Annotated in this window: 20 protein-coding genes; all 20 read left to right on the forward strand. The window is 55.1% G+C overall.

Features of this window, described 5'->3' with window-relative positions:
* The first annotated feature begins 11 nt into the window (after positions 1–11).
* On the forward strand, positions 12–1,307 hold the full coding sequence (locus tag ACR0QW_RS01350; protein ID WP_432641928.1) for a [Fe-Fe] hydrogenase large subunit C-terminal domain-containing protein: 1,296 nt from the start codon (positions 12–14) through the stop codon (positions 1,305–1,307).
* Between the two features lie 180 nt (positions 1,308–1,487).
* Positions 1,488–3,011, forward strand: a complete 1,524-nt coding sequence (locus ACR0QW_RS01355) for a succinate CoA transferase (protein WP_432641929.1) — start codon at positions 1,488–1,490, stop codon at positions 3,009–3,011.
* Between the two features lie 139 nt (positions 3,012–3,150).
* Positions 3,151–4,650, forward strand: a complete 1,500-nt coding sequence (gene mmdA, locus ACR0QW_RS01360; RefSeq protein ID WP_432641969.1) for a methylmalonyl-CoA decarboxylase subunit alpha — start codon at positions 3,151–3,153, stop codon at positions 4,648–4,650.
* Positions 4,651–4,706: 56 nt separating this feature from the next.
* A complete protein-coding gene (gene gcdD, locus ACR0QW_RS01365) occupies positions 4,707–5,033 on the forward strand; it encodes a sodium ion-translocating glutaconyl-CoA decarboxylase subunit delta (protein ID WP_432641930.1) in 327 nt (108 codons plus the stop codon).
* 74 nt (positions 5,034–5,107) lie between these two features.
* Positions 5,108–5,536 carry a sodium ion-translocating glutaconyl-CoA decarboxylase subunit gamma gene (gene gcdC / locus ACR0QW_RS01370; protein WP_432641931.1) on the forward strand — a complete coding sequence of 143 codons (429 nt, stop codon included), beginning with the start codon at positions 5,108–5,110 and terminating at the stop codon, positions 5,534–5,536.
* A gap of 33 nt (positions 5,537–5,569) precedes the next feature.
* The gene (gcdB, locus tag ACR0QW_RS01375) at positions 5,570–6,697 is read left to right on the forward strand and encodes a sodium ion-translocating glutaconyl-CoA decarboxylase subunit beta (RefSeq protein WP_432641932.1); all 1,128 of its coding nucleotides are present in this window, start codon (positions 5,570–5,572) and stop codon (positions 6,695–6,697) included.
* Positions 6,698–6,843: 146 nt separating this feature from the next.
* Positions 6,844–7,341, forward strand: a complete 498-nt coding sequence (locus ACR0QW_RS01380; protein ID WP_432641933.1) for a hypothetical protein — start codon at positions 6,844–6,846, stop codon at positions 7,339–7,341.
* 12 nt (positions 7,342–7,353) lie between these two features.
* A complete protein-coding gene (locus ACR0QW_RS01385; protein WP_432641934.1) occupies positions 7,354–7,791 on the forward strand; it encodes a SoxR reducing system RseC family protein in 438 nt (145 codons plus the stop codon).
* 3 nt (positions 7,792–7,794) lie between these two features.
* Positions 7,795–8,058, forward strand: coding sequence for a DUF4321 domain-containing protein (locus ACR0QW_RS01390; protein WP_432641935.1), 264 nt, complete (start codon positions 7,795–7,797; stop codon positions 8,056–8,058).
* A 9-nt stretch (positions 8,059–8,067) separates the two neighbouring features.
* A complete protein-coding gene (locus ACR0QW_RS01395) occupies positions 8,068–8,679 on the forward strand; it encodes a Maf family protein (protein ID WP_432641936.1) in 612 nt (203 codons plus the stop codon).
* Positions 8,630–9,316 carry a RadC family protein gene (gene radC / locus ACR0QW_RS01400; RefSeq protein ID WP_432641937.1) on the forward strand — a complete coding sequence of 229 codons (687 nt, stop codon included), beginning with the start codon at positions 8,630–8,632 and terminating at the stop codon, positions 9,314–9,316. The genes ACR0QW_RS01395 and radC overlap by 50 nt, the downstream gene beginning before the upstream one ends.
* Positions 9,317–9,336: 20 nt before the next feature.
* Positions 9,337–10,368, forward strand: a complete 1,032-nt coding sequence (locus ACR0QW_RS01405) for a rod shape-determining protein (protein ID WP_432641938.1) — start codon at positions 9,337–9,339, stop codon at positions 10,366–10,368.
* 18 nt (positions 10,369–10,386) lie between these two features.
* Positions 10,387–11,274, forward strand: a complete 888-nt coding sequence (gene mreC, locus ACR0QW_RS01410; RefSeq protein WP_432641939.1) for a rod shape-determining protein MreC — start codon at positions 10,387–10,389, stop codon at positions 11,272–11,274.
* Positions 11,271–11,783 (forward strand): rod shape-determining protein MreD, encoded by a 513-nt coding sequence (mreD, locus tag ACR0QW_RS01415; RefSeq protein ID WP_432641940.1) that lies wholly within the window; start codon positions 11,271–11,273, stop codon positions 11,781–11,783. The genes mreC and mreD overlap by 4 nt, the downstream gene beginning before the upstream one ends.
* 9 nt (positions 11,784–11,792) lie before the next feature.
* Positions 11,793–13,586 carry a penicillin-binding protein 2 gene (mrdA, locus tag ACR0QW_RS01420; RefSeq protein ID WP_432641941.1) on the forward strand — a complete coding sequence of 598 codons (1,794 nt, stop codon included), beginning with the start codon at positions 11,793–11,795 and terminating at the stop codon, positions 13,584–13,586.
* A gap of 9 nt (positions 13,587–13,595) precedes the next feature.
* The gene (gene rodA / locus ACR0QW_RS01425) at positions 13,596–14,723 is read left to right on the forward strand and encodes a rod shape-determining protein RodA (protein ID WP_432641942.1); all 1,128 of its coding nucleotides are present in this window, start codon (positions 13,596–13,598) and stop codon (positions 14,721–14,723) included.
* Positions 14,724–14,732: 9 nt separating this feature from the next.
* Positions 14,733–16,595 (forward strand): TIGR03960 family B12-binding radical SAM protein, encoded by a 1,863-nt coding sequence (locus ACR0QW_RS01430; protein WP_432641943.1) that lies wholly within the window; start codon positions 14,733–14,735, stop codon positions 16,593–16,595.
* Positions 16,592–17,284 carry a TIGR03936 family radical SAM-associated protein gene (locus tag ACR0QW_RS01435; protein ID WP_432641944.1) on the forward strand — a complete coding sequence of 231 codons (693 nt, stop codon included), beginning with the start codon at positions 16,592–16,594 and terminating at the stop codon, positions 17,282–17,284. The genes ACR0QW_RS01430 and ACR0QW_RS01435 overlap by 4 nt, the downstream gene beginning before the upstream one ends.
* A gap of 9 nt (positions 17,285–17,293) precedes the next feature.
* A complete protein-coding gene (locus ACR0QW_RS01440) occupies positions 17,294–18,694 on the forward strand; it encodes an Rne/Rng family ribonuclease (protein ID WP_432641945.1) in 1,401 nt (466 codons plus the stop codon).
* Positions 18,695–18,718: 24 nt separating this feature from the next.
* The gene (locus ACR0QW_RS01445; RefSeq protein ID WP_432641946.1) at positions 18,719–20,167 is read left to right on the forward strand and encodes a CCA tRNA nucleotidyltransferase; all 1,449 of its coding nucleotides are present in this window, start codon (positions 18,719–18,721) and stop codon (positions 20,165–20,167) included.
* Positions 20,168–20,424 lie beyond the last annotated feature (257 nt).

Genomic DNA, 20,424 nt, shown 5'->3' on the forward strand with positions numbered 1-20,424 from the left:
GGTGAAGCGGGATGACAGAACCTTATCTGAATTCGGTGCGGGTAGACAGGGAACGCTGTACCGGCTGCCTGATCTGTGTGAAAGAATGTCTGGTACAGGCCATCCGGGTCAGAAACGGCAAAGCGGAAATCCTGTCGGACAAATGCATCGACTGCGGAGAATGCATCCGCTGCTGCCCGGTGCGGGCCATGGAAGGCTGGGCCGATTCCCTGGATGAACTGAAGAAGTATAAGGTGAACATCGCTCTGGCCACCCCCTCTTTCTATGCCCAGTTCGATGGCAACATTGCGGCTTCAGTAATCTGGGAGGGCCTGCGGGAGCTGGGCTTTGACACTGTCTTTGATGTAGCCCTGGCCGGGGACTACGTGAGCCGGGAAATGGAAGGGTATATTGGCCGTTACAGGGGACCGTTCCCGCTGATTTCCTCAGCCTGTCCGGCAGTGCTGCGGCTGATCCAGACCAGGTATCCGGAACTGGTGAAGCAGGTGCTGCCCATCCTGGCTCCGGCAGAGGCGGCGGCCATCTATACCCGGAGAGAGACCACCCGGCGGCTGAAAGTGGCCCCGGAGCAGGTGGGAATCTGGTTCATCTCCCCCTGCCCCTCCAAGGGAACCAACATCCATCAGTCCGTGGATGTGGCTCATACGGCTGTCACTGGCTCCTTTACCATCGCCTCCATCTATGGGCCGCTTACCAAGGCCATCAAGCATGTGCAGGAAACCCGGTATGAGGTGCCGGAGGCCATCCTGGGTTCCTCATACAGTCTCAGCTGGGGCAGCTGGCAGGGTGAACTGGAATCCACCGGAGTGACCGATGCCGTATGTGCCCAGGGGCCTGAGGAAGTGGATGAACTGCTGGAACAGATCAGCATGGCAAAGCTGAACGATGTGCGGTATGCCTGCTGCTACAGCTGTGCTGGCGGCTGTGTGGGCGGACCTTGCGTGGCCGTCAACAAGTTTGTGGCCGCAAAGAATCTGCGGGTGCGGGTGGGGCGGCGCCGGAGCCGGGAAAGTCCCGACCGGCAGGAGACGATGCAGAACTGCCGGATCCTGGAGGATTTTCCTGCCTCCTGGCGTTACATCAAGCCTCTGGAACCCAGGCCCCATCCGCCTTTGGCGGAAGATTTCGGGGAGGCACTGGAAAAGATGCAGCAGCTGAAAGCCCTGGAGCAGGAATTTCCCCAGCTGGACTGCGGAGCCTGTGGTGCTCCGACCTGTAAGGCTTTTGCGGAAGATGTGGTTCGGGGACTGGGGCAGAAAGACGATTGTATCTTTCTGCGGAAAAAACAGCAAAAAAAAGAAAAATAGAGAGAAGGTGATAGAAAAGACAGGGAAACAGCTACTATTCCGACAATTTCATCGGGTAAAATAGGGGTTTTCCCTTGCAAGTTTCATGAAATATTGCTATTATTTATGACGAAGATTCTAAATTTAAATATTCAGACAGAAAAGAATTGCCTGGAGAACAGGCAACAGGAGGAAAAGCAAATGATCGATATTACAGATCGAGTCCATTGTGCGGCTGCGCTGAGCAAAATCATGCCTGCAGAAAAAGCAGCCGAATTCATTCAGGATGGCATGAACCTGGGTATGAGCGGTTTCACCCCGTCCGGCTATCCCAAAGCTGTGCCCCTGGCACTGGCTGCCAGAGGGAAGGAACATCCTTTCAAAGTGAATGTATGGACAGTGCTTGCCGGTCCTGAAGTCGATACCGAAATGGTGAAAGCCGGTATCGTAGGGAACCGGATGCCTTATCAGACGGATAAGAACTGCCGGAATGCCATCAACAACGGCCAGATCAAATATCTGGATACCCATATCAGTACGTTCAATCAAATGGCCCGGTTCGGTTTCCTGCCGGATCACCGGGACGTGGATGTAGCTATCATCGAAGCCTGCGCTATCAAGGATCTGGGCAAGGGCAAAATCGGCATTATCCCCACCACCAGCCTGGGCGGCAGCTGCAGCTATGTGCAGAGCGCCAAGAAGGTTATCGTGGAAGTGAATACTACTCAGCCTGTGGGCCTGGAAGGGATGCACGACTGCTACGTACCGCTGGATCCTCCTTACCGGAAGATTATCCCCATTGAAAAACCGGAAGACCGGATTGGTACCACCTATATCCCCTGCGACCTGGATAAACTGGTGGCCATCGTTCCCTGCGACATCCCTGATACCCCCAGCAAACTGGCTCCCATCAGCGACATCGCCCGGGCCATGGGTGCCAATCTGGTGGATTTCTTGAAGAATGAAGTGAAACAGGGCCGTCTGCCCAAGAATCTGCTTCCCCTGCAATCCGGTGTAGGCTCTGTAGCCAATGCTGTGATCAACGGTCTGGTCCATTCCGATTTCGAAGATTTGACGGTATATACCGAAGTCATTCAGGATGGCATGTTCGATCTGATCGATGCCGGCAAACTACGTGTGGCTTCCGGGGCTTCCTTGACCATGTCCGCCGAAGTGCAGAAACGGTTCTACAGCAATCTGGAAAAATATAAATCCCATCTGATTCTGCGGCCTCAGGAAATCTCCAACAACCCTGAAGTGGTACGGCGCTTGGGTATTATCGGCATGAACACCGCTATCGAAGTGGACCTGTACGGCAACGTGAACTCTTCCCATATCTGCGGGACCAATCTGATGAACGGCATCGGCGGCAGCGGTGATTTCGCCCGGAACGGGTATCTGTCCATCTTCTTTGCCGAATCGGAACGGAAAGACGGCAAGATCAGTTCTGTGGTTCCCTTCTGCTCTCACATCGACAACAACGAACACGATGTGGATGTTATCGTTTCTGAACGTGGCGTAGCCGATCTGCGTGGACTGTCTCCGAAAGAAAGAGCTCCGATCATCATTGACAAGATTGCCAGCCCGCGGTATCAGCCTCTGCTGAAAGATTATTTCGAACGGGCCTGCGTTGCCTGCCATAACAGCCAGACACCCCATATCCTCAAAGAAGCCTTCTCTTTCCATGAAAGAATGTTGGAAACCGGCACCATGGAGAAAAAATAATTCATAGTGCCACGAAATTTTCGGAAAACAGGTGGTAACAGGCTCGAATTTATGTTACAATTACCATGTTTTATTTTCGTTGGAACCATGAAGTCTCAGGAGGTGCATATTTTTGACAACAAGAGAAAAAATCGATGATATGTTTGCGCGCTACGAGAAGATCGAAGCGGGCGGCGGCGCCAAAAGAGTAGGGAAACAACACGATGCGGGTAAAATGACAGCCCGTGAACGTATAAACTCGTTCTTAGATGAGGGAAGTTTTGTAGAACTCGATAAATTTGTGGAACATCGGTGCTCTAACTTCGGCCAGGAAAAGAAATATCTGGCCGGAGACGGGGTTGTCACCGGCTATGGTACGGTGAACGGCCGCACGGTGTTCGTGTTTGCACAGGATTTCACTGTAGAAGGTGGATCCTTGGGTGAAATGCATGCCAACAAGATCGCCAAGGTCCAGGCTATGGCTCTGAAAACCGGTGCTCCCATCGTGGGCATGGCGGATTCTGGCGGTGCCCGGATCCAGGAAGCTACTGATGCCCTGGCGGGTTTCGGCAAGATGTTCAAGCAGAACACCCTGGCTTCCGGCGTGATTCCCCAGATTTCTGCTATTATGGGACCCTGTGCCGGCGGTGCTGTATACAGCCCGGCTCTGACCGATTTCATTTACATGGTGAAGCGGAACTCCAAGATGTTCATCACCGGGCCGGAAGTGGTCAAGACCGTGACCGGCGAAGAAGTAGGCCAGGAAGACCTGGGAGGCACGTTCACCCACTGCACCCGCAGTGGTGTGGCCGACTTTCCTGCGGAAAACGATGCAGACTGCCTGGAACAGATCCGGTACCTGCTGAGTTTTCTGCCCAGCAACAACCGGGAAAATCCGCCGGTCTATGATACCGGCGACAGTGCCTACCGGATGGATGAAGAACTGAATACCATTATCCCTGATGATTCCCAGATGCCCTATGACATGTACAAAGTCATCCGCAGCATCGTAGATAATGGGGAATATGTAGAGCCTCATCGGATGTATGCCCGGAACATCATCACCTGTCTGGCCCGTCTGGACGGCTCCACGGTGGGAATTATTGCCAATCAGCCCCGGATCATGGCCGGCTGCCTGGATATCAACGCATCTGACAAAGCCGCCCGGTTCATCCGGTTCTGTGATGCTTTTAAGATTCCTCTGATCAATATCGTGGATGTTCCCGGTTTCCTGCCGGGGACCAACCAGGAATATGGCGGCATTATCCGCCACGGTGCCAAGATGCTGTATGCCTACTGCGAAGCCACGGTGCCCAAAATCACCCTGGTTACCCGGAAAGCCTACGGCGGTGCCTATCTGGCCATGTGCGCCCAGGATCTGGGTGCGGATCATGTCATTGCCTGGCCTACGGCGGAAATCGCTGTCATGGGGCCTCAGGGAGCTGCCAAGATCATTTTCCGGCATGATCCGGATGTGGAACAGAAAACCCAGGAGTACATCACCAACTTCGCGACTCCGTACTATGCGGCGAAGCACGGGATGGTGGAAATGGTCATCGAACCCAAGACCACCCGTCCTACGCTGATCAAAGCATTGCGTATGTTAAAATCAAAGCAGGAAGACCGGCCAACGAAAAAACACGGTAACATTCCTCTGTGATTTTGATATAAACCATTTCAAACCATTCAGGTACAGGAAAGAGAGGTGAAACGTTCATGACCAACAATCCTTGGCTGATTATGCTGATCAATATGACCATCGTATTCGGCGTGCTGATTGTTCTGGGTCTTTTGATGGTACTGATCCACGCCGTCGATCCGACGAAGAACAAGGCGAAGGGGAAAAAAAAGCCTGTTGTAGCTAAACCGGCAGCTTCGGCTGCAGCCAGCCAACGGCAGGAAGAAGAAAAAGTGGCAGCCATGGCTGCTGTCCTGGCAATGATCCAGGATGAGGACGACATGGTGGCCGCTGCACTGACGGCAGCCATTGCCGAGCACCAGAAGAAGATGGAACCGATGGCTCTGCCCCATCATTTCTTCTAAACCATACAGATTGTTGAGGGACGATCTGTCAATCAAAATGCTTGCGTTTTACACAATTTAAGGAGGGTATTCTCATGAGAAAATTCAATGTTAACGTTAACGGTACTGTTTACACTGTCGAAGTTGAAGAAGTTGGCGGCGCTGTAACCGCAGCTCCTGCTGCTCCCGCCGCTCCGGCTGCTGCTCCTGCTCCTGTAGCTGCTCCTGCTCCGGCTGCTGCTCCGGCCCCTGCTGCCGCTCCGGCTGCTGCTCCTGCTCCTGCTGCTAAACCGGCTGCTGCTGCTCCTGCTGGCGCTGTAACTGTAGAAGCTCCGATGCCCGGCAAGATCCTGTCCGTTAACGTGAAACCCGGCGACAAAGTGGAAGCTGGTGACGTGCTGCTGATCCTGGAAGCTATGAAGATGCAGAACGAAATCATGGCTCCTGAAGATGGTACGGTTTCTGAAGTCCGCGTAAACGCTGGCGATACCGTAAGCACCGGCGACGTAATGGTAATTCTCTAATACGTCTCCGTATCTAAAGGAGGATTTTAGAACATGGATGCTTTTGTGGTAGCCCTGACTTCTGTTATCAACGACAGTGGTTTCGTGGCTTTTACCTGGGGCAATGCCGTCATGATGCTGGTAGGTTGTATCCTGCTGTATCTGGCCATTGTCAAGGGGTTCGAACCCCTGCTGCTGAGCCCGATTGCCTTTGGGTGCATTCTGGCCAACGTGCCCCGTACCGGTTTTGAAACCGATCCGGGCGTAATGCAGCTGATCCTGGGCGGGATCAAATACGAAATCTTCCCTCCGCTGATTTTCATGGGCGTAGGGGCAATGACTGACTTCGGTCCGCTGCTTGCCAACCCGAAGACCCTGCTGTTGGGCGCTGCTGCTCAGATCGGTGTGTTCGTCGCTCTGCTGGGCGCTATGCTGCTGGGCTTCAACGTACAGGAAGCTTCCGCTATCGGCATCATCGGCGGTGCTGACGGCCCGACTTCTATTTATCTGGCTTCCAAGATGGCTCCCCATCTGTTGGGTGCCATTGCCGTAGCTGCTTATTCCTACATGTCTCTGGTGCCACTGATCCAGCCGCCTGTGATGAAGCTGTTCACTTCCGAGAAAGAACGCCGCATCAAAATGGCTCAGCTGCGTACGGTAACTCACTTCGAAAAAGTAGTGTTCCCAATCGTTGCCACCGTTTTCATTTCCCTGCTGCTGCCCTCCGTTTGCTCTCTGATTGGGATGCTGATGCTGGGCAACCTGTTCACCGAATCCGGCTGTATGGATCGTCTGTCTGACACGGCACAAAATGCCCTGATGAACAGCGTAACCATCATGCTGGCTACCGGTACTGGCCTGACTATGAAGGCTGAAAGCTTCCTGACCGTACAGACCATTGAAATCATCTGCCTGGGTCTGGTTGCCTTTATCGGTGGTACTGCCGGCGGTGTGCTGTTTGGTAAACTGATGAGCCTCCTGGATGGCGGCAAGACCAATCCGCTGATTGGTTCTGCTGGTGTTTCCGCTGTGCCTATGGCTGCCCGTGTGTCCCAGGTTGTGGGACAACAGGCTGACCCCGGCAACTTCCTGCTGATGCATGCTATGGGTCCGAACGTGGCCGGCGTTATCGGTACGGCTGTTGCTGCCGGTACTATGCTGGCAATGGTTGGCTCGAAATAATCCAACCTGTACTTGAATGGTTAAAAGAGCTGTTGCTTCGGCAACAGCTCTTTTTTTATGGAAAAACGCCTTTCTATTGGAAAAAATTTTGTTATAATAAGAGAGATATTGCTTTTCGTGATGGAAATGGAGCAAAGGAGTCAAATTTGGAAGCATACAAAGAATATTCAACAGTGAGCGCCAGCCGGAAGCTGCTGCAATGGACCACATTAGGATTCATTGCTCTGTCCTGGATCTATGAGGGATACCATACCTTTGCCATGGGTCAGTTCAGCCTGATGGGATGGGGGTATAATGTCCTTTTTGTGATTCTGTGGGCTTGGCGCTGTCTGTACCGGTACAGTTATGAACTGACGGAACAGGAAATGATCATTGAGATGACGGGCCTGGGCATACGCCGTACCCTGCGCATTCCCCTGGATCAGATGGAAAGCTTCACCAATCACTATAAGCGGAGTTTCTTTCGCAAGACCGCCATCAAAAGGTATGTTCGCCGGTATTCTTCCATTGATTCCCAGCCGGACCGGCTGCTGGTATATCGGGATAAGGGAACTCTGTGCGGACTGCTGTTCAAATGCAGCGACCGGATGATCGACCTGCTGGCCCGGCGGTATCCCAATCAGTTTTTAGATTTTCCAGAATAAAGGAGTAGAACCATGAGCAACAACAGTGTGTATGTAGGTAAAGTCATCGCTGTGAACAAACAGCGTGCCAAGGTAAAGATTGAACAGCGTCCCGGGGAACAACGTCCCAAGATGCTGGACTGCTGGAATGCCTGCGAAGCCAAGCGGGGGACCCGGGTCATCGTAGGGAAACAGACTCTGGATGAAAAGAAGGCCAAGATGATTATCTATGGAATCCCCGTGCTGACCGTTCTGGCTGGCCTGGCCTTCGGCAAGGCAATCGCCCATTTCTTTGCATCTGACAGCAGCATTGTGCTGTTGAGCAGCGTAATCGTATGGCTGGCACTGGGCCTGTACTATGCCCGGAATTTCAAGAAGAGTGTAAAGACGAAAGTGGAACAATGGACCATCACCGGTTATTTCAGTGACGGGGAAATCTACGATGCCAAGGGGAAAAAAGTGGAGGTTTGATCCATGCTGGGGAAAAACAACCTGACTCTGCTGCTGGTACTGGCAGCAGGTGCCATCATGGGTGGCCTGGCCGGTGACAGTCTCCAGGCTGCCCAGCCCTTCGGGACGGCCACAGACTTCCTGGTACGGAGATACCAGGTGCTGCAGATTCCGCCCACGGAGCTGGATCTGTATGTGTTCAAGCTGACCCTGGGACTGGTGTTTTCTCCCAATCTGGTGGCTATCCTAGGAATGCTTCTGGCAGGATTCCTGTTCCATAAACTGTAAGGAGGAACCATGGATCTGATTTTGGCTTCCGGCTCTCCCCGCCGGCTGGAACTGCTCCGGCAGATCGGAGTGGAACCGAAGGTGGTGGTGAGCCACAGCGAAGAAGAAAAGAAGGCGGCATCTCCGGCAGAACTGGTGCAGGATAATGCTCTGACCAAGGGCCGGGATGTGGTTCGGACAATGGGCGATACAGTGCCGGTGCTGGCTGCCGATACGGTGGTGGCGCTGGCTGGGCATGTTTTGGGAAAACCCGGTACTCCGGAAAAGGCCAGGTCCATGCTGCGTCAGCTCAGCGGAAAGACCCATCAGGTGCTCACCGGCATGGCCCTGTATTATCAGGGTAAGGTATGGAAGCATGTGGAGATCACGGAAGTGACCTTTGCGGACTTGACCGATCGGGAAATCGACCATTATGTAGCCACCGGTGAACCTCTGGATAAGGCAGGTGCCTATGGCATTCAGGGGCGGGCAGCCCTTTTCATCCCTTCCATCAGAGGGTCCTACAGCAATGTAGTGGGCCTTCCTCTGGCTCCTTTACGTACAATATTCGCAGAATTGGATGTGACAACCCATGACACACTACCTGATACGAGAAATGATACCGGAGGAGCGGCCTCGTGAACGGCTGCTGAGCCGGGGACCGGCAGCTCTGAGCATTACTGAGCTGCTGGCCATTTTGATTGGTACCGGCCGCAGGAACCATTCGGCCCTGGACATTGCCCGGGAACTGACTGGAGATTTGCTGAAGGATGCCCGTCTGGTACGGACCCAGGATCCCCGGGAACTGACCCGGATTTCGGGCATCGGACCGGCTAAAGCCACGGTGATTATGGCAGCCCTGGAACTGGGACGCCGGCTGGCGGGCGCCGAAGGGAAACCCATGAAGGCCATCCACTGTCCGGAGGATGGGGCCATGCTGGTGATGCCTCAGTTGCGCTATAAGACCCATGAGCATTTCCTGGTGATCCTTTTGAACAGCAAGGGGAAGGTGATAGGCATCGAACCCATCTCGGAAGGCTCGCTGAACGCATCAGTAGTCCATCCCCGGGAAGCGTTTGCTCCGGCTCTGCTGCAGCATGCGGCGGCCATCCTGGCGGTACATAACCATCCGTCCGGAGATCCCACACCCAGCCGGGAGGACCGGGAACTGACCCGGACCCTGTGGGATACGGGCAAGGTGATGGGCATTCCCCTGGTGGACCACCTGATCATCGGCGATGGGATTTATTACAGTTTTAAGGAACATGGTTTATTATAACAAAAGGGAGGGAAAACAGGATGTTTGATCTTTTGGGGTCTTTCAGCACGGACCTGGGGGTGGATCTGGGGACGGATCATACCCGGATCCTGCTGAAGGAGGAAGGTATCGTCCTGGATGAACCCTCTGTGGTGGCAGTAGAAGAGAGGCGGGGCAAGATCCTGGCCGTGGGGAAGGAAGCCCGGCAGATGCTGGGCCGGACGCCGGAAGGGATTCGGGTGGTACGTCCCCTGCAGGACGGGGTCATAGCTGACTTCGATCTGACGAAGGATATGCTGAAGGATTTCCTGCACCAGGCCCTGGGCAAACGTCCGCTGCTGCGGCCCCGGCTTGTCCTGAGTGTGCCCTGCGGGGTGAACAGCGTGGAGCGGAGGGCTGTGCTGGATGCGGCAATGGAGGCAGGGGCCGGGGAGGCCTATCTGTTGGAGGGCCCTCTGGCAGCGGCACTTGGCGCTGGACTGGATGTGAAAGAAGCCAGAGGACGGCTGATTGTGGAACTGGGAGCCGGCTGCACGGAAGCGGCGGTTTTGACCCAGGGCAAAATCACCTTGTCTCGGACTCTGCGCTGCGGCGGCCGGGATCTGGATCAGGCTCTTGTCCAGTACTGCAAGAAAAAGTATAATCTTCTTATCGGGCTGCTCCAGGCGGAGCAGGCCAAGATTGAAATCGGTACGATGCGGGAGACGGCGCCGCCGGCCTATATGGATATCAGGGGCCGGGATCTGATAACTGGACTGCCCCGCAGTGTGACGGTGGATCAGAACCAGCTTCGGGAAGCATTCTGGGAACCGGCCCATCGGATGGTGGAGTGTGTCCGGGGATTGCTGGAAACCCTGCCGGACCTTCTGGCACGGGATGTAATCGAAGAGGGTATCGTACTCACTGGCGGGAGTGCTCTGCTGCGGAATTTCGACTGGCTCCTGGCCCGGGAAACGGGTCTGCGGGTCCGGGTGGCAGAAAACACCCTGTCCTGTGTGGTGAAGGGAACGGGCGTAGCCGCCGATAATATGAATTTGTTCCGGGAAGGGCCTCGGCCCCGGCGGAATGGCTAACGGAGAGATAGAAAAAATATGAGAAAGGAACAGAAAGCAAGACTGGGAGCACTCCTGGTAGTGCTCCTCCTGATCGGGGGCGTGCTGTGGGATGCTTTCCACCGGTTTCCGGCCGTGAATACGGTGTTGTCCACTCTGACACGGCCCATCAGCTTTGTGGTGGGCGGCGTTGGCGGCGGTTTCAAGGGGACGGGGAATTATTTTGCTTCCAAGTCGGCTCTGGAAAAAGAAAATGCGGCCCTGAAGGCGGAAAACGAAGAGCTGCGCCAGAGCAATGTGGAACTGATCGGGATGAAAGCGGAGAACCAGCGGCTGGCCAAGCTGCTGAAGTTCAGTGAACTCCATCCCCAGTGGAAGATGGTATCCACCAGAGTCATCAGCCGGGACCTGGGAGACTTCAGGGATGTGATCCTGATTGACAAAGGCAGGGCTGATGGTCTGGAAGTGAACATGCCCGTGGTAAGTTCCTCCGGGCTGATCGGCATTGTGGACGGGGTGTATCCCCACATGGCCAAGGTCCTGCTGATTTCCAGTCCCCGCAGCCGCATCGGCGGTCTGAACCTGCGGGGTGATTCCCGTGCTCCCGGCATCGTGAACGGTGTGGCCGGTCCGGACCAGCTGCTGGAAATGCGCAACCTGAGCCGGAATGCGGATATCCTGCCCGGGGATACTATTGTGACCAGCGGTTACAGCGGTTACCATCCGGAAGGTCTGGTCATCGGCACTGTGGAGGATATCCAGATGGATGCCGGCGGGCTGACCAAGACGGCATCCATTGCTCCCTCTGTGGATTACGGGCATCTGGAGGAAGCCAGGGTCATCACCAATTATCAAGGCTTTGCGGACTTCCTGCGCCGGGAGGGCCAGGATCCGGACGCCCAGTCGGGTAAAGGAGGTAAAGGATGATCCTTCTTGCACTGGCCTGGCTGTTTTTTACCCTGTTCCTTTTCACTCTGGAAAATCATTGGTTCTTATTTTTCAACACCACCCAGTCTCCTGACCTGCTGCTGTTGTTCCTCCTGCTCTATGCCATGGACCAGGGGGAGCGCAGAGGGGCATGGTACGGACTGGGTATTGGTGCTTTATTGGACATTGTCACGTTCAGCTATTTTGGCTGGCATATGGTGACCCGGGCTGCCCTGGGTTATCTGGTGGGACGCAACCGGATGAACATGTTCGCTGACCGGCTGCCTACCTATCTGATCCTTACCGGGCTGGTGACTCTGCTGCTGCAGGTAGCCCGGGGACTGTTCCTGTGCGTGGTGCTGGGACGCTGGCTGCCTCTGCTGCCCTTTGTGTTCCTGACCCTGAAAAGCCTGGGCTGGAACCTGGTGGCGGCTCCGGTGATGTGGTTTTTATACCATAAACTGAAGAAACGGGTCCGCAGCCGCATGGATTATTATTATCATCTGTAGGAGTCTGCTGTGCTGAATAAGAAATATGCATACCGTCTGGAATTCATGATGGTGGCCGGGTTCCTGGTCATCCTGATCCTGATCGGACGGATGTTCTATCTGCAAATCATCAAAGGGAACTACTACCGCCGTCAGGCAGAAGGGAACCGGACCCGTTATACCCGGATTCTGGCACCCCGGGGCATCATCTATGACTGCAACGGGGAGGAACTGGCCAATAACAAGCCCGGCGTCATGGTATCCCTGGTGCGTCAGACCGGGGCTTATAAGGAAGAAACCCTGGAACGGCTGAGCCAGCTGCTGAACATCCCGGTGGAGGACATCAAGGAAACCATCCGGCTGTCCGGGGGCAGTTCGGAGCCTATCCGTCTGGTACGCAATGCATCGCCGGAAGTGGTGGACAAGGTAGAGGAGAATCTGCGGTATCTGCCCGGTGTCATGCTGGAAGTACAGCCGGTGCGGAACTATCCCAATAAACAGCTGGCTGTCCATGCCTTGGGTTATGTGGGTGAAATCAGTGACTATGAAATTTCCCAGGGCGCTTACAGTGACCTGAAGGCTGGGGATATCATCGGCAAATTCGGCCTGGAGAACTATTATGATTCCTATCTGCGGGGCGAAGACGGCAGTTACAGGGAAGAAGTGGATGTCGCCGGCCGGGTGGTCCAGATCATGGATAAAGTGGAACCGAAACCGGGACAGGGCCTGGTGCTGACAATCGATGCCAAGCTGCAGCGGGTGGCGGAAGAAGCCATGGACCGGCAGCTGCGGGCCATTGGGGCACGAGGGGCTGCGGTGGTAGCTATCGACCCCAACAATGGGGAAGTAAAGGCTCTGGTTTCTCGGCCCGGGTTCGACCCCAACTGGTTCGTAAACGGGATCAGCGAGAAAAACTGGAAATACCTGAACACAGATCCTTTCCATCCCATGACGGATAAGGCCATCGGCGGGGAATATCCTCCCGGATCCACCTTCAAGATTGTTACCGGTTCCGCAGCTCTGGAAGAAAAGAAAGTGACTCCGGATGAACTGATCTATGACTCCGGCCGGCATTGGCTGATCGATATGCGGAATGCCGGCGGTGAAGCGCTGGGGTACATCAATTTCAAACGGGCTCTGGCGGCTTCTGATAACGTGTACTTCTACGAAATGGGCAACCGGGTAGGTATCGGAGCCCTGGATAAATATGCCAGGGAGTTCGGCTTTGGCCAGACTACCGGCATCGACCTTCACGGAGAGGCCCAGGGACTGATTGCTTCACCGGAATATAAGAAAAAGGTCTTCGATGATGAATGGTATCTGGGGGATACGTTCAACACGGCTATCGGTCAGGGCTTTACCCTGGCTACCCCCATCCAGGTGGCGGAGATGCTCAGTGCGGTGGCCACCGACGGCAAACGATACAAACCTCATCTGGTCAGCAAGATCCTGAATGATGACGGCAGTGTGGCCAAAACTTTCGAGCCGGAAGAAGAAGGGCGGCTGCCCATTTCTGAATCCACTCTGAAGCTGATCCAGGAAGGTCTGGAAGCCGTTACGGAAAGCGGTGGTACTGCTTCGTTCCTGAAGAGCCTGCCGGTACCCGTAGCCGGCAAGACCGGTACGGCCGAAAACCCCCATGGTCTGGAACATGGCTGGTTCATCGCCTATGCACCGACTACCAAGCCTCAGCTGGTAGTGGTCTGCATTGTGGAACAGGGCAGTTTCGGGACTATTTCTGCAGCCCCTATCGTTAAGAGCATCCTGGAATACGTATTCACAGATCCCCGGGTGCGGCGGCAGGGGAAGGCCATGCCCAAGTAAGGAGATACCATGCGTCTGCATTTTCAATTTTCGTTGAAAAAATATTTTAGGAATATTGATAAGCCTCTGCTGATCAGCGTCCTGCTTCTGATCACCATCGGCATCCTGCTCATCGGCAGTGCTACCCATGCCAACATCCCGGGACCCAAACGCTACAGCTTCGTACTGCGCCAGCTGAGTTTTGCGGCTATTAACCTGGTACTGGGAGCGTTCCTCATGCGTTTCGATTACCGGGTGCTGAAAAGCCTGGCCCGGCCGCTTTACATCTTCAACATTCTGATGCTGCTGGCCGTTATGCTGGTGGGGAAGAGCGCCCTGGGTGCCCAGCGGTGGCTGCAGCTGGGCCCTATCAGCATCCAGCCCAGCGAATTTGCCAAGGCAATCATGATTATCAGCCTGTCCTCCTTTGTGGATGACCGGCTGCCTCTTCTGACAGATTTCCGCAGCTGGCTGCCGGTATTCGGTTATGTGCTGATTCCGTTCCTGTTTGTTATGAAGCAGCCTGATCTGGGCACTTCTCTGGTGTTTCTGGCCATTTTGCTGGGCCTTATCATCTGCTGTGGTTTCCGCATCCGGTACTTTCTGATCATGGGAGGGCTGGGGCTGGCTTCGGCACCGCTGGTGTGGAGATTTCTCCACGAATACCAGCGGAACCGGATCCGGGTGTTCCTGAACCCGGGTCTGGAACCCTATGGCAGCGGCTATCACGTGATCCAGTCCATGATTGCCATCGGGTCCGGTCTGTTCACAGGCAAGGGCCTGTTTGCCGGAACCCAGAGCCAGTTGAACTTTCTGCCGGAGAACCACACGGATTTCATCTTTGCTGTGGCCGGAGAGGAATTCGGTTTCATCGGTACCACGATTATCCTGCTGTTATATGGCATCGTGATTTACAGAGGTCTGTCCATTGCCATCCATGCGGCGGACGATTTTGGTACCCTGCTTTCTGTGGGCATCGTTTCCATGTTCCTGTTCCATATCCTGGTCAATGTGGGGATGACCAGCGGCATCATGCCGGTCACCGGTGTGCCGCTGCCCTTCATGAGCTATGGGGTCAGCTCTCTGACTACCAATATGCTCATGGTGGCCCTGCTGCTGAACATCAACGCCCACCATCAGACTTTGCGTTTTCATTAAGGAGAGATTATGCATAAAGATTTTCCCATTGACATCCTCAGTGCTGTGGAGAAACCGGCACGGTATACAGGCATGGAATTCGGCAGCATTGTAAAGCCGGAAACGGAGACGGAAGTTTCTTTCTGTCTGGCTTTTCCCGATACTTACGAAATCGGGATGAGTTACCTGGGCTATAAGATTTTGTACGAAATCCTGAACAAATTGCCAAAAGTGGCAGCGGAACGGGCCTTTGCTCCTTGGGTGGACATGGAGGAGAAGATGCGTGAGCGGAAACTGCCGCTGACCAGTCTGGAAAATTCCCGGAAACTGGATGACTTCGATTTGCTGGGCTTCACGCTGCTGTACGAAATGTCCTATTCCAATATCCTGAATATGATGGACCTGGGTGGTGTGCCCGTCCTGGCCAAAGACCGGACGCTGGACGATCCTTTCGTATGCGCTGGAGGCTGCTGTGTCTTCAACAGTGAACCCCTGACAGATTTCCTGGATTTCTGCATGCTGGGCGATGGGGAACGGATCATCCAGGAAGTGACCCTGCTGTACCGGGACTGGAAACGGGAAGGCAAACCCGGCGGCCGGCTGGAATTTTTGCGTCGGGTGTCGAAGATTCAGGGAGTATACGTACCCTGTTTCTATGAAGTGACCTATGGATCGGACGGTACCATTACCGGCAAGAAATCTTTGGAGCCCACAGCGCCTGCGGTGGTGTACAAGCGGGCGGAACCGGATCTGGAAACGCTGGATTTTCCCACTCATCCCATTGTGCCCTATAGTGATACGGTCCACGACCGGATCATGCTGGAACTGTTCCGGGGCTGCAGCCGGGGCTGCCGGTTCTGCAATGCTGGTATCATCTACCGGCCGGTGCGGGAACGGAAACCCCAGACGGCGATGGAGCTGGCACGGAAGCTGGTTCCGGCTACCGGTTATAACGAAATATCTCTGTTTTCGTTGAGCACAGCGGATTATTCCCATCTGGAGCCGCTGATTTTGAATCTTCTGAAGGAATTCGGCGATAAAAAGGTCAGTGTTTCCCTGCCTTCCCTGCGGATTGACAGCTTCTCGGTGAAGCTGGCCCAGGAAGTGCAGCAGGTGCGGAAGAGCGGCCTGACCTTTGCCCCAGAAGCAGGCAGCCAGCGCATGCGGGATGTAATCAATAAGGGCGTGACGGAAGAGAACCTGATGAATGCAGCGGGCGCCGCGTTCGAGAACGGCTGGACCAAGGTGAAGCTGTACTTCATGATTGGTCTGCCTACGGAAACTGACGAGGATGTGCTGGCCATTGCCAAACTGGCCCAGAAGGTCCAGTGGAAATACAAACAGGTCACCGGTCATATGGGGGCCCAGGTCACTGTCAGTGTGTCCAATTTCGTACCAAAACCCTATACGCCATTTCAGTGGGTGGGGCAGAATACCAAAGAAGAGTTCGACCGGAAGCATATGCTGCTGAAGCATGCCTTTGCCAGCCTGAAGAACATCCATTACCAGTACCATGATTCCCGTACCAGCCTGATGGAAGGAGTGCTGGCCCGGGGCGACCGGCGGCTGGGCAAGGCCATTTACCTGGCCTGGAAGCGGGGTGCCAAGTTCGACAGCTGGGGCGAATTTTTCGATTATGACCGGTGGAAGCAGGCCATCGAAGACTGCGGACTGACCACTGATTTTTATAACAGCCGGCCACGGGGCAAAGAAGAAATCTTTCCCTGGGAGCATACCAGCTGCGGGGTGAGCAGGAGGTTCCTGTGGAGCGAATACGAAAAAGCCCAGCAGGCAGCCCTGACCCATGACTGTCGGCGGAGTACGTGTACGGGCTGCGGCGTGTGCCAGCAATTGGGCATCAAGATCATTGACTGGAAGGGGAAGAACGTATGAAATTGAGGCTGCAGATCACCAAGGAACCGGGCATCCGGTTCATTTCCCATCTGGAATACCAGCGGAGCATCGAAAAAGCCCTGCGCCGGGCCGGGACCCCCGTGGCCTATTCGGAGGGGTTCAATCCCCATATGCGGTTTTCCCTGGCTTCCGCCCTCAGTGTGGGTGTGACCAGTTCCTGCGAATTCGTGGAAATCAAGCTTCAGGAGGAGCATCCTCTGGAGGAACTGGTGGAACCAATCCGCCGTGCCCTGCCCATGGGAATCCATATTGTGAAGGCCGACCTGGCTGATGACAAAGCACCCAAACTGATGGCTGTAGCCCAGGGAGCCCGTTACGAAGTATCCGTCCCCTGTAGCGAAGATCCGGCAACCGGGCTGGCGGCTTTTGCTGCAGCGGAAACGGTGTCCTATACAAAGACCCATAAAAAGGGCAAGGGCAAACCCAAGACCATCGATGTGAAGGAATTCATCCCCAGTACGGAGAGTGAATGGAAGGGCGGGGAACTGAAACTGGCTTTCGACTGTAAGATTACCCCCACCGGGAGCATGAAGGCTTCCGAATTCCTCCAGGTACTCCTGGACCAGTTCCAGGTGCCACTGTCCTTTGAACAGGCAGATATCCGCCGGGTGGATCTGTACACCCGGGATGAGGCCGGCAATAAGAAACCCCTGATCGGGGAAGAATGAGGAGGCGCCATGGATACCATCTACGTAAGCGTCCGGCCGGAAGAGACCCGTATGGGGCTGGTCAAGGATGATAAGCTCCAGGAATATGCGGTGGAACGACGCCACTCGGACAATCTGGTGGGGAATGTGTATCGGGGCCGGGTGTCCAATGTGGTCCCCGGTATCCAGGCAGCTTTTATCGATCTGAATGTGGGAAAGAACGGTTTTCTGACTCTGCAGAAGGGGGAGAAGCTGTCGGAAGGACAGATGCTCCTGGTACAGGTGGTGAAGGACGCCCGGGGGAACAAAGGTCCGGCTGTGACCAGGAATGTCACCCTGCCGGGCCGGTATGTGGTGCTGGAACCCTACGGAAATCGCATCAGTCTGTCCCGGAAGATTACCTGCAAGACACAGCGGAAAGTGCTGCGGGAATGGGCGGAGGAACTGCTGCCGGAGCATATGGGGCTGGTCATCCGTACGGCGGCAGCCCAGGCGGAGGAAGAGGATATCCGGGCCGATCTGGAGCAGCTGCTCCGCAGCTGGGATGTGCTGCTGCGCCGGAGCAAGGTGGGACGGGGAGCCCAGCTGCTGTACCGGGAACTGGACCTGGCCATCCGGCTGATCCGTGATTATGCCACGCCGAAAATCCAGCGCATCATCGTAGATGAGGAAAACACCTGCCGGCGGCTGGAGGAACTGCTGAAGGAGATGGGGCTGTCCCAGATCCAGGTAAAGTGGTACAAGGGGAAGGAAGATCTGTTCTCCTTCTATCACCTGGATGAAGATATCGAAAGTATTTCTGACCGGGTGGTGTGGCTGCCGGGGGGCGGTTACCTGGTGTTCGATTACACGGAGGCCATGACCGTCATCGATGTGAACAGCGGCAAGTTCGCTTCGGCGGCAGATCGGGACGCCACCAGCATGGTCACCAACCGGGAGGCGGCCCGGGAAATCGCCCGTCAGCTGCGGCTGCGGGACATCGGCGGCATCATCGTGGCTGACTTCATCGACATGGATAGCCGGGAGGAGCAGGAGGAAATCCTGCAGATATTGAAGCACGCTTTTGCTTCTGACAAGATGAAACCCAAGGTCATCGATATTACCCATCTGAACCTGGTGGAAATGACCCGGATGAAGGCGCGGAAGAACTTATCCAGTATCCTGTACAGCACCTGTCCTCTGTGCGGAGGCAGCGGCCGGGTGGAATCTCCAGAGAGCGTGTATGTGGAGATCCGGCGTCGGCTGCGCAGCAGTTTCAATGAGGGAAATATGAGCCATACCCTGCTGCTGACGGTCCATCCCATGGTTTACAGCTGGCTGCGGGAAAAGGGTGTGAAGGATATGGAGAAGGAATTCCACTGCACCCTGAAGCTGGCCAGTGATCCGGCTCTGGAAGCAGGCGTCTTTGCCTTGCTGGCGGTGGATCATTGACTCTGGAGAGAAAGGGGAACCATCATGGAATTACGGCTTCCTTCTTATGTGAATCAAGTGCTGGATATATTGCTTGCAGCCGGTTATGAGGCTCATGTGGTGGGCGGTGCCGTTCGGGATCTGCTGCTGGGACGGGTGCCTGACGATTACGATGTGGTGACCAACGCCCGGCCGGACGAGATCAGGCAGGTGGCGGAGCAGGCTGGTCTTCCAGTGATCAGTGAACTGGGGCAGAACTTCGGGGTGGTCATCCTGCGGGTGGAGAAACATGGGGTGGAAGTGGCCGCCTACCGGAACGAAGCCTACGGAGTGGAGGATGCTCACCGGCCGGCAGCGGTCTGGTATTGCCGGACCTTGGAAGAAGACTTGGCCCGCCGGGATTTCACCATCAATGCCCTGGCCCTGGGGCAGGACGGAGAAATCATCGACTGTTTCCATGGACTGGAGGATTTGCACGGCCGGGTGCTGCGCACCGTGGGGGATGCAAATCAGCGGTTCCAGGAGGATGCCCTGCGCATGTTCAGAGCCTGCCGGTTCATTGGCCAGCTGGGCTTTGCTCCGGATCCTTCCATCCTGCCTGCCATCCGGAAGAACCTGGAACGGGTCCGGGGTCTTTCTCTGGAGCGGGTGCGTACGGAACTGAACAAGCTGCTGATGGGTACCTGGGCAGGGGAAGGCATGGATCTGATGGTACGCAGCGGCCTGGCAGCGGAAAGCTGCCGAATCAAGAAACAGGGAAAATATGAAGCAGTGCCCATTCTGCCGGAATTGGAACATCTGGTGGATCTGCCTCAGAACCCCTGTTTTCACCGGTTCGATGCCTGGAAGCATACGGCAGTGGCTCTGGATAAAGGGGACCGGAGCCTGGAAGTGGGCTGGGCTCTGCTGCTCCACGATGTGGCCAAGGGACTGGAGGGAGTCCGGGGCGTCAACAAAGAAGGAATGCCCAGTGACCATGGCCACGAAGCGGTAGGGACAGCCATGGCCCGGCAGATCCTGAACCGGCTGCGGCTGCCCTGGGAAACGGTAGAACGGGTGGCCTGGCTGGTGAAGAACCATATGCATTTTGGCTTTATCAGCGCTCAGGAAGATGACAAGACCTGGCGCTGGCTGCGGAAAGAGGCCCGCAGCGGCCATTTCAGGGTGAATAAGGAAATGGCAGAGGCTTTCAAGCAGCTGACGGCTGTATGCATCGCCGATGTGGCTGCTACCAACGCAGACAAGAACGACGTAATCCATGTCCAGATGTACGGCAAACGGCTGGTGAAGATGGCATATCTCATGCCCGTCCATACTTCGGATCTGGATTTTTCCGGCCGGGATGCCCTGGCTCTGGGTGCCCGTCCGGCACAGCTGAAGGAACTGATGCCCGTACTGCTCCGGCGGGTCCAGGATGGTACCCTGAAAAACGCTCCAGCGGAACTGGGCGAAGCCGTGAAGCGGTGGCTGAAGCGTCAGGAACAGGCGGAATGACAATATATTTGGAAAGAAAAAGAAGGTGTTTCTTATGAAACACCTTCTTTTTTGTGTAAAGATTGATGTAAAAGAACACAAAAAAACGCCATTTTGCTACAAGTTATTAGAATTCTTATATATTTTCAAAAAAATCAACGAATGAGGTCAAGAAAGATTTAAAAAAAAAATTATTTGTGTTATAATCATTTCGTACACTGAATACAGTCGGTCCAACCGGAGTGCGAATGTAAAAAATACTCATAAAGGGGGATGGA

The organism is Acidaminococcus sp., assembly GCF_050873445.1.
Taxonomy (GTDB): domain Bacteria; phylum Bacillota; class Negativicutes; order Acidaminococcales; family Acidaminococcaceae; genus Acidaminococcus.